General features: G+C 67.6%; 15 protein-coding genes. 2 read left to right on the top strand and 13 right to left on the bottom strand.

The genetic code is table 11. The features are described from left to right. Positions 1-36: 36 nt before the first annotated feature. The 7 genes from ISO16_RS11350 to ISO16_RS11380 are packed head-to-tail and all read right to left on the bottom strand — an operon-like array spanning position 37 to position 6,035. Positions 37-942: a fumarylacetoacetate hydrolase family protein gene (locus tag ISO16_RS11350; protein WP_072636046.1), complete on the bottom strand. Its 906-nt coding sequence runs from the start codon at positions 940-942 to the stop codon at positions 37-39. 26 nt (positions 943-968) lie between these two features. Beyond that, entirely contained in the window at positions 969-1,670 is a 702-nt protein-coding gene (locus ISO16_RS11355) for a 4-carboxy-4-hydroxy-2-oxoadipate aldolase/oxaloacetate decarboxylase (RefSeq protein WP_072636047.1), read from the bottom strand. After that, positions 1,670-2,377, bottom strand: coding sequence for a PIG-L deacetylase family protein (locus ISO16_RS11360; protein ID WP_065922151.1), 708 nt, complete (start codon positions 2,375-2,377; stop codon positions 1,670-1,672). The genes ISO16_RS11355 and ISO16_RS11360 overlap by 1 nt, the downstream gene beginning before the upstream one ends. Positions 2,378-2,418: 41 nt before the next feature. Next, positions 2,419-2,769 carry a ferredoxin gene (fdxA, locus tag ISO16_RS11365; protein ID WP_072636048.1) on the bottom strand — a complete coding sequence of 117 codons (351 nt, stop codon included), beginning with the start codon at positions 2,767-2,769 and terminating at the stop codon, positions 2,419-2,421. Next, positions 2,766-4,430, bottom strand: coding sequence for an FAD-dependent oxidoreductase (locus tag ISO16_RS11370; protein WP_083662314.1), 1,665 nt, complete (start codon positions 4,428-4,430; stop codon positions 2,766-2,768). The genes fdxA and ISO16_RS11370 overlap by 4 nt, the downstream gene beginning before the upstream one ends. Further along, a complete protein-coding gene (locus ISO16_RS11375) occupies positions 4,427-4,861 on the bottom strand; it encodes a nuclear transport factor 2 family protein (RefSeq protein WP_072636049.1) in 435 nt (144 codons plus the stop codon). Before ISO16_RS11375 ends, ISO16_RS11370 begins: the two co-directional genes overlap by 4 nt. After that, a complete protein-coding gene (locus ISO16_RS11380; protein WP_075288570.1) occupies positions 4,854-6,035 on the bottom strand; it encodes a Rieske 2Fe-2S domain-containing protein in 1,182 nt (393 codons plus the stop codon). The genes ISO16_RS11375 and ISO16_RS11380 overlap by 8 nt, the downstream gene beginning before the upstream one ends. 256 nt (positions 6,036-6,291) lie before the next feature. Between ISO16_RS11380 and ISO16_RS11385 the strand changes: the two genes are divergently transcribed. Continuing rightward, positions 6,292-7,041 carry an SDR family NAD(P)-dependent oxidoreductase gene (locus ISO16_RS11385; RefSeq protein WP_065922147.1) on the top strand — a complete coding sequence of 250 codons (750 nt, stop codon included), beginning with the start codon at positions 6,292-6,294 and terminating at the stop codon, positions 7,039-7,041. A gap of 56 nt (positions 7,042-7,097) precedes the next feature. Here the strand turns inward: ISO16_RS11385 and ISO16_RS11390 are convergent, their stop codons facing one another. The 5 genes from ISO16_RS11390 to ISO16_RS11410 are packed head-to-tail and all read right to left on the bottom strand — an operon-like array spanning position 7,098 to position 12,092. Next, positions 7,098-7,694 (bottom strand): TetR/AcrR family transcriptional regulator, encoded by a 597-nt coding sequence (locus ISO16_RS11390; protein WP_065922146.1) that lies wholly within the window; start codon positions 7,692-7,694, stop codon positions 7,098-7,100. 37 nt (positions 7,695-7,731) lie between these two features. Beyond that, a complete protein-coding gene (locus ISO16_RS11395; RefSeq protein WP_065922145.1) occupies positions 7,732-8,781 on the bottom strand; it encodes an LLM class flavin-dependent oxidoreductase in 1,050 nt (349 codons plus the stop codon). A gap of 40 nt (positions 8,782-8,821) precedes the next feature. Then, positions 8,822-9,595, bottom strand: a complete 774-nt coding sequence (locus ISO16_RS11400; protein ID WP_072636051.1) for an SDR family NAD(P)-dependent oxidoreductase — start codon at positions 9,593-9,595, stop codon at positions 8,822-8,824. Next, the gene (locus ISO16_RS11405; RefSeq protein WP_170913978.1) at positions 9,592-11,211 is read right to left on the bottom strand and encodes a class I adenylate-forming enzyme family protein; all 1,620 of its coding nucleotides are present in this window, start codon (positions 11,209-11,211) and stop codon (positions 9,592-9,594) included. Before ISO16_RS11405 ends, ISO16_RS11400 begins: the two co-directional genes overlap by 4 nt. 23 nt (positions 11,212-11,234) lie before the next feature. Further along, positions 11,235-12,092: a 3-hydroxybutyryl-CoA dehydrogenase gene (locus ISO16_RS11410; RefSeq protein WP_072636052.1), complete on the bottom strand. Its 858-nt coding sequence runs from the start codon at positions 12,090-12,092 to the stop codon at positions 11,235-11,237. A gap of 35 nt (positions 12,093-12,127) precedes the next feature. Between ISO16_RS11410 and ISO16_RS28680 the strand changes: the two genes are divergently transcribed. Then, entirely contained in the window at positions 12,128-12,418 is a 291-nt protein-coding gene (locus ISO16_RS28680) for a hypothetical protein (protein ID WP_072636053.1), read from the top strand. Between the two features lie 1,575 nt (positions 12,419-13,993). Here ISO16_RS28680 and ISO16_RS11420 read toward each other — a convergent pair. Further along, positions 13,994-14,197, bottom strand: coding sequence for a hypothetical protein (locus ISO16_RS11420; protein ID WP_072636054.1), 204 nt, complete (start codon positions 14,195-14,197; stop codon positions 13,994-13,996). Positions 14,198-14,268: the final 71 nt, after the last annotated feature.

Raw genomic sequence — 14,268 nt, forward strand, 5'->3', positions numbered from 1 at the left:
GGTACCGAAAACACCGACGAGATTTGCCATGTGATCTCACACTCCAGCTTCGACGACGCGGTTGCACTGTCGGCCCAGCCCGGTGATCTCACTCTCGAGAACGGACCCGGGTACAAGCCACTGTGGGGGGATACGGGCCAATCCGACCCCGGCCGGGGTCCCGGTACTGATGACGTCCCCGGGCTCGAGCGTCAACGTCCGGCTCAGATCCGCAATCAGGGCCGCGACATCGTGGATCATCAGCTTGGTCGTGGAACGTTGCATCTCCACGCCGTCGACACAGCACGTGAGCTCGAGATCCTGCGGATCGGCGATCTCGTCGCTCGTCACCAGGAAAGGACCGAACGGCGACGAACCCTCGATGCTCTTGCCCTTCCACCACTGATTCCGGGAAAGCTGGACGTCCCGGGCGCTGACATCGTTGAACACGGCATAACCGAAGACGTGTCCGAGCGCGTCCGCCGGCCGGATGTTGCGGCCCGCCCGCCCGATCACGACGGCCAGCTCCACCTCCCAGTCGAGCTGCGTGCTCACCGCCGGGTCCCAGCTGATGTCCTCGAACGGGCCGCACACGCTGCGCACGTCCTTCGTGAAATACACGGGCGCGTCCGGCACGTCGATCTCTCCCACGGCACGCACGGACTCCTCGATGTGCTCCCGATAGTTGGCACCGACACAGATCACGTTGCGCGCCAGTCGCCTCATCGGCGCCAGCAGCGTGAGATCACGGACGTCGCCGACGACATGCTCCGAGGACGACTCCGCACACAGCCGACGCAGCCGGTCGATCCCGGCGGAGCCGAGTTCGACCCACCCCGCCACCGTCCGCGGGAGATCGTCACCTCGGGCCTCGACGATCCGGGTCACGTCGAGGACGGAATCATCGACGCCGACGACACCGGCGTGCGCGAACTCCCCGGACAGGAACGAACACAAACGCATGAGTACACCTCTCGGGAGTGATTGTCCTAGTGCGGGCCGGGGATCCGCGTGACGCCGAGCCTGCGCAGCTGCTCGCGCAACTCCGGCGACAACCCGGGCCACCGACCGGCCGCAATGTCCTTGAGCAGCAGCGACTCCCGCTCGGCCCGGTCCCGGGCACGGGCCAAGACCTCGTCGGCCGACTCGCGGGGAACCACCACGACACCGTCGTCGTCGGCAACCACCAGGTCCCCCGGCCGCACAGTTGTCCCGCCGGCGACGACCGCGGTGTTGACCCACCCCGGGCCGCCCTTGGTGGTCCCCATCGCCGACACGGTCCTGGTCCACACCGGCAACGGCAGCCGGCGGAGGTCACGGATGTCGCGCACGCCCCCGTCCACCACCAGACCCGCGGCCCCGCGGGCCACCAGGATGCTGCCGATGATCTCACCGACCATGCCGGCGGTGGACGGCGCCAAGTTCCCGACGACCAGGACATCCCCCTCCCGGCACAGGTCGAGCGCGGCCAACAACATCAGGTTGTCCCCGGGATGGTTCAGGCACGTCACCGCGGGTCCCGCGACGCGGGAGCCAGCCACAAGCGGCTTGATCGCGGGATCCATGAGCCCGCTGCGCCCCTGTGATTCGTGCACCGTCGCGACGCCGAGTTCGGCGAACTCCGCCGCGTGCGCGCCGACGCGCCGGTCCACACGGTCGACGATTGACGGGCTGACGGGCAAGTTGTCCATCAGAACAACCCTCCCGCGGCGGGCAGGAAACGTTCGAAGGCCTCGGCGTGGGTGACCTTGCGATCGAGCAGCAGCCCGGCCATGATCGCCCGATAGCGCGCCCGCTGCTCGTAGACCTCGATCATGAACTGCTGTACCTGCGAGCACTGCATCATCTCGAGCTTCTGCTCGGCGACATCGCTGATATCGATGTAGGTGTCCGGCTGGAAGTCGCAGAACTCCGGGAACTCCGGTTCGTAACCGTGGATCTGCCGAACGACGAACCGCTCCGACTCCGGCAGGCGACCGTGGGCCCGGGCCCAGATCGCGGCGTCCTCGACCACGCGGGCGGTGGCCACGTGATCCGGATTGTTGGGGTCGCGGCGACCGTGCGTGAGCACGACATCCGGACGGAGCTCGCGCAGCAGCCGCACCATCTCCAGGCGCCGCTCGTCATCGATGATCATCGGGTAGTCGCCCCAGTCGTAGGTGCGCAGTTCGACCCCCGCCACCGCCGCGGCCTTCTCCGCCTCGGCCAGCCGCATCGCCCGCACCCGCTCCGCCGACTGGTTCGGCTCCGCCCACGCCGACGCCGACTCGCCCCGCTCGCCCATCGACAGGCAGACGACGGTCACCTCCGCCCCGGCCTGGACGTACTTGAGAATCGTTCCGCCGGTCCGCCACACCCAGTCCAGCCCGTGCGCACTGACAACTGTCACCTTGGTCATGCTGTCTCTCCTTCTGGTGGTCCGCGGCTTCCGCGCCGCGGCTAGGTAAAGGAACCGGCCGGGGGCAGCTCGCGCACATAGCGGCTGTCCACTCCGACCGGCCCGGTGCTTCGCGCGCCGCCCGGCGACCCGATCGGGTTCACCCGGCCCGGCAGCACGGAGTGGAAGAACTCGACGGCGTCGGCGACGAACGGTGCGAAGTCCTCGTCCTCGTCGCGATCGGAGGCGATCGCCTCCACCGGGCAGGCCGGCTCGCAGGCACCGCAGTCCACGCACTCGGCGGGGTGGATGTACAGCTTGCGGGCACCCTCGTAGATGCTGTCGACCGGACACTCCTGCAGGCAGGACCGGTCCATGACATCGATGCACGCGGCGCCGATGATGAAGGTCATCTCGACACTTCCCGCATCCGGGAGTCGGTCTCCACGGCCCGTCGGGAGGCCAGGTGCCGCCCCGCGCTGTACCCGAACGCCAACGCCGGGCCGATCGTCGCCCCGGCCGCCCAGTAACCGTCGTTGGACGGCGACGCCGCGCAGTTCCCCGCGGCGTAGAGGCCCTTCACCGGGACGCCGTCACCGCCGAGCACCTGGCCGTCGGTAGTCGTCCGCGGGCCGCCCTTGGTGTCGAGCGTCCCGAGTCCGATCAGCACCGCGAAGTACGGCCCCCGCCCGCGCAGCGGCGCCATCACCGGATTCGGGCCGCCGCCGGCGCGCGGTTCGCCGGTGAAGAACGCCTCGATCGGTTCACTCCCGCGGCCGTGGTCGGAATCGACGCCCGCGCGCGCCAGCTCGTTGAAACGGGCAACCGTGTCGACCAGGTTCGACCCGAAGTCGGCGCCGAGCCGGGCGCCGCCGGTCACCGCCGCGAGCGAGTGCAGCCGGTCGGCGAGATTCTCGGTCAACTCCTGCCAGCTCTCGCCCGAAACGAGGTGCGACCGCGGCTCGCCGGGCAGCGCCAACGGATAGGCGAACGGCTCCCTCGAGAACAGCTCCTCGGTCCGGCCGTCGAAGACCAGCACGAGCAGCTCCGGCGCGTCGGGCCCGAGGTGCACCTTGGCCCGGTCGCTGTAGAACTGTTTCTCGTTGACGATCCGTCGCCCGTCGAGATCCACGATCAGGGACGAGTCCCCCGGGGCGACCCACATTCCTGCGCGGGTCTCGGTCGCCCCCACCCGGGTGTGCTCGATCGCGACCTGGTCCCACCAGGCGCGGTCCATGTTGTGCAGGGGCACGCCCAGGGCCTCGAACGCCGGGAGCGCATCCCCGGTGTTCGTGCCCGCGGCGCATCCGCCCCACACCCGAGCGGGTAGGTGACGGGCTCGGCGCTCGGCGTCGTGCGTGAAGCCCCCGACGGCGAGCACGACGCCCAGTTCCGCACGGATGGTGCTGTCACGCTCGGCCTCGAGGTCGCGCACCACCGCACCGACCACCCGGCCGTCGTCGATCTCCAGTCCCACGAAGGCGTGCCGGGTGGCGACCCGGACACCGCTGCGCGCGGCGGCCGCCGCCAACTGGGCGATGAGTTCGTCGCCGCCCGCCGGGCGTCCGTGTTCGTCGGCGGGACACAGAGCCCGCCCGAACACGCCCCCTTGCTCGGGCAGGGTCATGTGGTAGTCGGGAAACCGAAGTGCCGTCTCGATCGTCGACCGCAGTGCCCCGATGCCGTCGAGGAATTCCACCGCCTCGGAGGCGATCCGGTAGTAGCCGGTGAGCAGATCGTATTCCCAGTGGGACAACCCCAGCAGTGCGTCGTCGGCGCGGTAGCGTTCGGGGGCGCTCACCCGTGCCATGTACCTGACCGCGCGGTCCTGGGGATCCTCGATGCCGTGCTCTCGCATGAGGTGGTTGTCGGGAATCCAGTAGACGCCGCCCGATTTCGCGGTGGTTCCGCCGAGCACCTCCGACTTTTCGTACAGCTGCACGGTGGCGCCTTCCTCGGCCGCGGCCAGCGCGGCTGCGAATCCCGCTGCGCCGGAGCCGAACACCACGACGTCGACCGGTGACGCCGCACTGTCGGGGCTGGAGTTTCCGTGAGGACCCGGTATGTATGTCATTTCGGCCCTTCCGGTGTGTAGCCCAGCCGATTGTCCAACTCGACGACCCGGCACTCGAAGCGCCACCCTTCGGGGGTTCGGATCAGGGTGTCCGTGTACCGCCCCGTCGCCAGCAGGGTCGGCCGCTCCCGGTTTTCGTACCGCCGGAACATCACGAGATTGCAGCGCTGCTCGCCGAGGTCACCGTCGACGGTGACCTCGGGGTCGAGGGTCATGTGCAGGATCCCCCATCCCCGGGACGAGCAGAAGTCGCGGAGTTCGTCGTGCCCCGCGTAGGCGACCCCCTCGCCGGCGACCTCGAGGCGGCCGGACGGGATGAAGGTCGACGCCCAACCCTGCGCGTCCGACCTGTCGAAACAGCGGTTGTAGGTTGCGGTGAGGGCGCGGATCGCCTGCCAGTCCGCGAAGCCGGCACGGCCGGGGCTAGACATACCGGGCCTCGCCGGCCGCGGCGGTACGCCAGTCGCCGGTGGTCTCGATCGTTATCGCCACGCCGGCGGTGCCGGGCCGGGCGAGCGGATCCTTCCGACCGAACACTGTCCCGTCCTCTTGGTGTGCTCGAACGGAATCCAGCATCAGACGGCGCGTCTTCACGACCGCGATGTCGCTGGTGCCCAACTTCTCCTTGGAGCGATCGACGATCGGCCCCTGGCTCTCCTGGATCGCGACATCTTCGAGAATGAGATTGGTGAAGCCGGAGAAGTGTCCGTCGGACATGAGCGAGCGGTCCTGCCCCCAGCTGCCCTTGCCCCGGACCAGCTCGGTGAAGTCGTCCGGCGCCCCCGTCAGGTCCCGGTACCAGAAGTGGGTGTCGGTGTCCTCGGTGAGCGGATGGTCGTCGTTCCACCGAATGAACCACTGGCGGGAGTGTTCGTCGTCGATGGGGGTTCCGATGATGGCGACCCGATCTTCGTCGCCGGTCGGGATGTAGGCCATCCAGGGCATCACGAACTCGGTCACCCGCACATGCTGGTCGTCGCCGGAGTGCCGGATCGCGGCGAAGCGGATGCCGTAACCCGTCTCGTCGGATTCGTAGCGTGGTGCGGAGTCTTCCGCCGCCTTGCCCAGGCTGCCGGTACTCTGCCCCAACCAGGCCTGGTGCAGGATCGACACGTGTGAGGAGTCCAGGGTCCCCTCGACTGCCTGCAGCCAGTTGCAGTGCGTCTCGGCGACCAGGGCCCGCACGTGGTCGGCCGGTACCTTGTCGAACGGGAACCGGGGGAACTCGGGCGGGTCGTCGTGCACCCCGAGGTACACCCAGACCACGCCGCCGGCCTCCCGGGTGGGGTATTTGCCGATCGTGATCTTGTCGGCCATGTCCGCCAGTCGATCGGCGGGCTCGGACGGCACCTCGACAACGGTGCCCGACACGTCGATCTTCCAGCCGTGGTAGATGCACCGCAGTGCACAGTCCTCGTTCCGGGCCAGCGCGAGCGAGGCCCCCCGGTGCGGGCACGACTCGTCCAGGAAGCCGACCCTGCCGTCCGTGGCGCGAAAGGCCACGAAGTCCTCGCCGAAGAGTCGGACCTGCACGGGAGCGCCGTCGGCGATCAACCGCTGGGAGCGGACTGCGGGTGTCCAGTATTCGCGGAGGTACGCCCCCATCGGCGCTTCCCCGTCTACCCGGGTCAGGAGTTCATTGTCTTCATGCGACAGCATGCGGATCCTCCATCATTGTCGACGCCACGCCGTGACGGACTGGATTGACCTCTAGGCCAATAGATTTCAGGTATCGAGAGCCTCGCCTCCGAGGCACCGGCTGTTATCCTGTCGAATGGAAGGGTAACGCCGATTCTCGCTCGGGACAAGACGTAGATCACATTCCGATCGGATTGAGGCTTGGATCACACAGGAGGATGACATGCAGATCGCCGGAGCCGTTGCCGTGGTCACCGGAGCCGCGGCGGGACTAGGAGAGGCCACCGCGCAGATGCTCGCCCAACGCGGCGCCCGGATCGCCGCGCTGGACCTGTCCGCCCCACCCGGCACCCCGAGCGAAACCTGGCTCCCCCTCGCCGCGAACGTGATCTCCCCCGACGAGGTCGACGCCGCATTCGACACCACGGTTCGCACCTTCGGCCGGGTCGACATCGTCGTGCATTGCGCGGGCGTCGCCGGAGGATTCCGACTCATCGGCAAGCAAGGACCGGTCGCCCCCGAACGGTTCAACCATGTGATCGACGTCAACCTGCGGGGAACGTTTCACGTCCTGCGCGCCGCCGCCTGGCACATGAGCAAGAACCAGCGGGCCGACACGGAAAACGGCGTGATCGTCACCACCGCGAGCATCGCCGCGTTCGAAGGTCAGCAGGGCCAGCTGGCGTACTCGGCATCCAAAGCCGGCGTCACAGGCATGACCCTCCCCGCCGCCCGCGAACTCGCCCAGTACGGAATCCGCTGCGCCACAATTGCCCCCGGCGCATTCGAGACCACACTGACCACGGACCTGCCAACCGACCTGCAGGACCAGCTGACGGCCGCGGTGGCCCACCCGCGACGCCTGGGCCGCCCGGACGAGTTCGCCGACCTGGCCTGTGCGGTGATCACCAACGAGATGCTCAACGGCGAGGTCATCCGACTCGACGCGGGCGCCCGCCTCGCGCAGCGCTGACCGCCAGCACACGCCACGGGCGCAGGCGGTCGGCTACCGCCCGTGCCCGTGGCGCGTCAGCCCTTCGCGCGCAGGCCGTCGAAGGCCATATCGATGATCTCGTCCACAAGCGGCCGCAACGGTCCGTGCTCGTCCTCGTTGTACCAGAATGCACACCAGCTCATGCTGCCCATGAGCCCGTTCACGGTGAGCACGGGATCGATCTTCCGGAAGATGCGCTTACGCGCACACTGCGCGACAGCGTCCTCGAAGACGCGCTGGTACTCGCGCACCACAGACGGCTGGTGACGTCCACCCGGCGACGAGGACGAGGTCCACAGCTGCATGAAGCCGACCAGCACCGGCGAGGAGACCCGCAGGGTGCAGTGCTCGGCATGGAAATAGAGCAGTTCACGCAGCCGCTGATCGGGTGTCAGGTCGGTGCGCTCCCCGATGATGCGCAGCTCCCGCTCCGCCACCTCGGTGAATCTGGCCTGGATCAGCTCGACCAGCTCCTCCTTGGAGGAGAAGTAGGTGTTCAGGCTGCCCTTCTTGATACCGACCGCATCGGCGATGTCCTGCAGGCTCGTCCCGTCGATGCCCTTCTGGCGGATCAGCTCAATGGCAGCGTCGAGGACCTCGGCATGCCGCTCGGCGGAGCGCTTGGGTGGCACGGGCTTTCCTCCAGTAGGTGCGGCGCGTGCCCGGCAATCACCCCGGCTGCGGCCCACCGCCGGCCGAGGTGCGCAGGGCGGGAACCACCACCCTACCGAACGTACCGACCGCGTCCAGCACCGCGTCCTGCGGCATGTAGGGATGATAGAGCCGGAAACAGAGATGAGAATCGGTGCGCGCCGCGAAGCGCTGCTCGTACGGCCGCAACGCCGCGGTGACCTCATCGGGTGTGCCGATCAGGTTGTACTGCCGCACAACCTCCTCCGGCGTGAGCATCGTGTCCACCTCGACCGCATTGCCGGCTTCCTCCGCAGCCCACCGAGCGTGCACGTCCATCGTGTAGGTCATACCGCGCCCGGTGAGCTTCCAACCGAGTTCGGGGTCGTCCGCGATGAATCCGGACCTCAGCTGGCCGAACGAGAAACCCGCTCGCCGGTGCTCAGGCACAGACTCGAGTACCTGGGAGAAGGTCGCCATGGCGGGGTCGAACGGGGTACAGACCCCGAAGAATCCGTCCCCCAGGCGGCCGGCCCGATCCAGTGCCCGCGGCCCCGTCCCGCCGAGCCAGATCGGCGGCCCGCCGGGCGTGAAGGGCTCGGGCCTGACGATCGCGCTGTCGATCCGGTGCACCCGCCCCTCGAACCCGAATCGGCCCCCCTGCCACGCCCGCCGGAGGATCTCGACGGTCTCCTCCAGTGCCCGTCCGCGGGTCGCCATGTTCACCCCGAAAGACCGGAACTCGCCGCGCCGCCACCCAGTTCCCATCCCAAGGATGAAACGGCCCCCCGACATCTGGTCGAGGACCGCAACGTCCTCCGCCAGCCGAAGCGGATTGTGGAAAGGTGCCAGCAGCACCGCCGTCCCCACCACCAACCGGGTCGTCGCACCGAGGATCGCCGCCGCGATCGGCAACAACGAGGGAAGATATCCGTCCGTCGCCCCGTGGTGTTCGCTCAACCAGATCGAGTCCAGGCCCGCCTCTTCGGCCAGAGTCGCCTGCTCGATGATCCGGGCGTACTCGTCGTGGAACCCGAGGTCCTCGCCCGGAGGTACCTGCCCGGTGTACAAGCCGATTCCGTACTGCACTTGTCCTTACCTCCGTGTTTCGAATCCGATGCCACCAGTGCTATTTCGACGGCGGAAGCGTGAGCCACCCACCGCCGTGCACCACGACCTCCGCACCACTGACATAGGAGGCGTCCTGAGAGCACAGGAAAGCGACGACGGCCGCCACCTCCTCGGGCTCACCCCCGCGCCGCGCGGCGATCGCCGCGATATTGGCTTCGAGCACCGCCGGATCGACGTCGGTGACAATGTCGGTAAGGATCGTTCCCGGCAGCACCGCGTTGGCGGTGATATTGCGTCGGGAGACCTCGAGCGCCAGGCTCTTCGACATCGCCAGCAACGCCCCCTTCGAAGCGCCGTACCCGGTGTCGCCGGGCCCACCGGTGGCACCCAGAACCGAGCTGACGAACACCACGCGTCCCCAGCCCGCGTCGTACATGTGCGGCAGCGCGGCGCGGGTCACCGACCAGGCCCCACGGACATTGATGTCGAGCATCTGGTCGAATTCGTCACGCGTCTGACGGATCATCGCCCGGGACCGCTGAACCCCGGCATTGTTGACCACCACCAGCGGTGGCCCGAGCCGACGCACCGTCTCACCCACGAGCTCCTCGCCCGCGCCCTCCGCCCCTACGTCCGCCCGAATCGCCACGGCCCGCCCGCCGTCGGCACGGATCTGCTTCACAACCGACTCTGCCTCATGGCCGGACCGCGCGAAGTTCACCGCGACTGCGTACCCCTGCGTCGCAAGACGCAAAGCACAGGCCGCTCCGATTCCACGAGAGGCACCGGTCACGAGCGCGACCCTGTTCTCCCCACCATCCGATGTGATCATGACACGTCCCTTCCATGCGCCGTCCAATGCGGACGCCGCAATGCCAATTTGTCGATCTTTCCAGGACCGGTGCGCGGAAGCTGAGTATGGAACTCGTACGAGCGCGGGATCTTGTAGCCGGCTATCAGTGCGCGACAATGCCGATCGAGATCCGCCTCGGTCGTCGCCGCTCCCGGCCGGATCACGACGGCGGCGTGGACCTGCTCACCCCACTGAGATGACGGCACCGCGATCACCGCGGCTTCGACCAGGTCCGGATGCTGAGCAAGTACGGCTTCTACCTCTGCGGCATAGACGTTCTCCCCACCGCTGATGATCGCATCACCGGCCCGACCGACGATGTAGAGGTAGAAATCCTCATCGCGATAGGCCAAGTCCCCCGTCCAGTACCAGCCGTCACGGAACCGCTCCCGGGTCACCTCCGGCTGCCGCCAGTACCCGACCGCAAAGTTCGGTCCCCGACCGATGATCTCGCCGGTCTCGCCGACCTCACAGTCCGTTCCGTCCGGCCGCACCACCCGCACCTCGACCCCGACCACCGGGCGCCCGGCGGAATTCAGGATCCGGCTGCCGAGCAGCAGGCCCTCGTCGGGGAGGAAGCTCAGGATCGGCCCGGCCTCGGTCATGCCATACGACTGCGTGAAGGAGCATCCCAGCCGTTCCATCGCCCTGTTCAGCAGCATCGGCGCGATCGGCGCACCGCCGTGCACCACGACACGCAGGGACGACAGGTCCGGGTCTCGGTCCGTCCCGTCCAGGTACTCGAGAAGCAGCGTGAGCATCGTCGGCACCAGGAAGGTACAGGTCACCCTTTCCGTCTCGATCGCATCGACCACGGCCTCGGGCTCGAAACGCGGAATTACGACGTGTCGTCCGCCCACCCAGGTCATCGGATAGGTCGACATCCCGTCGCCGAGATGGAACATCGGTGAACAGTGCAGATAGACGTCATCGGAGCGATAGCCGAGTCCCGCGATCATGTGCAGCGCGTTCGCGGTGAGATTGCCGTGGGTAAGCATCGCTCCCTTCGCCCGTCCCGTCGTACCGCCGGTATAGAAAATTGCCGCGAGATCCTGGGCACCGACCTCGCTCCCACCGTCCGAGGCGGTGCACTCGATCGGTTCGCCGAGCAACCGTCCGAAGTCCACGACGGTGGCATCGGTCGATGCCGACAGCGACTCGGCGCGGGCGAGATGAGCCTCGTCCGCCACCACGATCACCGGCTCGCAGTCATTGATGATCGCAATCATCTCGGCGTCGGCGAGACGCGCATTCAGTGGGACCAGCACGTAACCCGCAGCCGGTACCCCGAAGTAGGCGGCGAGATACTCGGCACTGTTGGCTCCAAGGATGCCGATCCGGTCGCCCCGAACCGCGCCGCGCCCCGCCAAACCCGCGGCCAGCCGGTCGCACCAGGACCACAACTGCGCATAGCTCAGTCGCGTCGCCCCATCGACTATCGCAATCGAGTCGCCGTGCAGTCGAGCGGCCCGGCGCAGCGGCCAGATCAGGTTGGTCGGCGCGGTGGCATCACCGCCTGTACCGGACGCACCGGTCAGCGACCACGCCGTCTTCGGGGACACGGTGAGTCCTGCGTAGGAGTTGGCTGAGGGCATGGAAGCTCCTTCGAAACTGGGCATCACGAGTAGGTGAAGAAGCCGCGGCCGGTCTTCTCACCGAGGAATCCGGATTCGACCATGCGCAGCAGCAAAGGTGGTGGTGCGAAACCCGGATCCCGGAACTCCTCGTACATCGAGGTCGAGGCAGCGAGGAGGATATCCAGTCCGACGAAGTCCGCCAGCGACAGCGGGCCGACCGGGTGCGCGCAGCCCTCGACCATGCCGCGGTCGATGTCCTCGGCCGCCGCGAATCCCGCCTCGAGCATGCGTACCGCGGACAGCAGGTACGGGGTCAGCAGCGCGTTCACCACGAACCCCGCGCGGTCCTGCGAGCGAATCACCAGCTTCCGGAGGTCATCGCTGGCGAACCGTTCGACTCGGTCGATCGTCGCCGCCTGGGTGTGCAGCGTCGGTACCAGCTCCACCAGGCGCTGCGCGGGTACGGGATTGAAGAAATGCAGACCGACAACCCGTTCCGGGCGCGTGGTTGCGGCGGCCAGCTTGGTAATCGAGATGGACGAGGTGTTCGAGGCGAGCACGGCGGACGGGCTGACGACCACTTTGTCGAGCGCGGCGAACAGGTCCGTCTTGGCCCGCTCGTCCTCGACGATGGCCTCGATGACCAGCTCGCGTTCAGCGAGGTCTTCGAGCGCTGCGGTGTAGTGGAGCCGCCCCAACGCACCGTTGCAGTCTGCGTCGGTGATCTTGCCCGCCGCCGCGGCGCGCCGCAGCGAACGTTCGGTGCGTGCCCGCGCCGCCTCCGCGCGCTCGGCGTCCACCTCGCAGACCGCGACATCGGCGCCGGCGAGGGCACAGACACGCGCGATGCCCGTCCCCATGAGACCACCACCCACGACGCCTACTTGATCGATGATCACTTCCTACTCCTTCGTGTGGTCGTTCCGGATGGGAGATGGGTCACCGCCGTACGCCCGAACCCACCACCCAGCTGTCGCCGCCGCTGATGACCGCGGCCAGGTCCGACGCGGTCCCGGTGCAGGCCTGCGCGATCTGCTCGTTTGACCAGATCGTCGGACGCGGGCCGGGCCACGTCGCAGAAGCTGCCGACCGGGACGACTCGCCCCTGCCGGTCCGGCAGACGCGCGAGCATGAATGCGATCGACGGATCCTCGTCGTGAGCGTCGTGGACCACCAGAGAACCAGCGTCCACGCCGTCCAGCGGCACGAGGTCACAACCAAGTGACCTCCGAAGGAGGCACCCACCGCGGCAACGATCGCCGCACTCTCGTCCTCGGCTTGGAAGGTCCGCGCTCCGTGGGACTTGTGGCGCGCAAGTCCCTGCCGCAGGTCCAACGCGGGCATGACCCGGTCACGCAGAGGAACAGCGGCCTGCCCGCGCTGCGGGCTCCGATCAGCAGTCCGTAGGCGAGCGCAAGGTTCTCGGAGACTGTACGGTTCCGCCCCTCCGGCAGATTCGCCGTCGCGACCTCATATCGCGATGCGCAGGACTCGGTGGTGTCCTCAAACGCGTAGTCGGCGTGAAATGCGGTGACGTTCGCCTCGGCGATTTCCGCCCGCTCCGCGAATCGACAACGCAGGTATTGCTCGGTCGTCTTGGTCGCGACCAGCACGTCCGGCCAGTCGCCCGCCGTGCCGATCCGATGGCCCGCGAACTGCAGCTCAAACAAGGAAACTCGGGCGAGAGCTTTTGCCGGAGGATATATCTCGACAGGATAGTCCTGCAGTGGAACCAGGCCGTTACCCCGGATGGCCGACTCTCAGGTGAATTTGCCCCTCGACAGCTGCATACCCTCGTCGAGTCGCCGGCCACTCGGATGTTCCTGCTCGATAACCGTTTTCTACCAGTGGAATTGACAGCCATATGGGGCACACTCCTCGCACCGAGTTGCCGACAACGACACGCGGCGAGGCGCCGCGGGCGTGGGGCCCGATCGCGGACTCGGATCCGCTTGACCGATGAATTTAATCCCTTCCGATCGGAAGGTCAATAGTTTGTTCTCCCTGGCTGACATCATTTCCCTGACATGCTTTTGTGCCCTCGCACTTTCGCGTCCAGGTAGGTCGGCGAACCGCATCGCCGTACGTGACGGCCATCGAGCCAACTGGACGAAGTCCCCTTACGGTTGTGGACTGAGGTCGACGCCGTGCCGCGGCTGCGGCAGCGCGATTACCGCTCTGCGGCGAGTGCGAGCTGTGCTGTCGGTGGCAGGTTCTGTGGGGGCGGTTCGCCGTCGCGCAGCTCCGATACGTCCAGGGCGGCGAGCGCACCGGCGCCCAGCGCTGGGTCAGATCCGCCCGGACGTGGTAAACCAGCTCACGGGCGTGGCCACAGCATCGCCGCCCCCCAGGTAGCCATACCATCCCGTGGCGTGGCGTGGCGTGGCGTGGAAGGATCTTGTTCCTGGTCACATGTCCTCGTCGAATTGATCTTCTGCTGGTGACATCGTGCGCTGCGCCTCGCGAGGCGTGCTCTGACCGGCATGGTCAGCCCCTCGATCCTCTGCTGTCGATCGATCATCGCCACCAAGACGTACAACGCCCGCGCAGCATCCCCACGTGTTCCGCTCCGGGCGGTACCGAGCTTCTACCCCGGCAGTCGCGGCTTGTGCTCGTGCCCGATGGTCATCAGCGAGCAGAGATCGCCGATATCGTTTGCGGCCGATCGGCTGTGCCACGCGAGTGTCTTCAGAACGACCGCTGCCTCGACGTCCGGAAGCAGTGCATCGAAGACCAGCGTGTCTCCTCGATGCAGGGGCGTGGATCGACACCTCGACCGGTGCGGCGGCCGGCGCGAGGCTCAACCCGGGATGACGTCGAACCCGTACTCCCCGACGTACACGGCATCAATGCGCCCGCCGGCCGTCAGCGGCACCAGCAGATCCACCGCCAAGGGAGGGTCGTCCCCGGACGGGGCCGGATAGCGGTTGCCCTGCACACGCCGATGGCCGCGGGCGAGAAGGTTCGTATGCACGTCCTTGCCACCGGCAACGGCCTCCTCCATGCCGCATCCGCATCCGCCGGCACCCGCGCCACCGCGCTCGCGGTGGATACACGTGGGTCGAGAATGGGGTT

This window comes from Rhodococcus sp. M8, from assembly GCF_015654185.1.
Lineage (GTDB): Bacteria > Actinomycetota > Actinomycetes > Mycobacteriales > Mycobacteriaceae > Rhodococcus > Rhodococcus aetherivorans.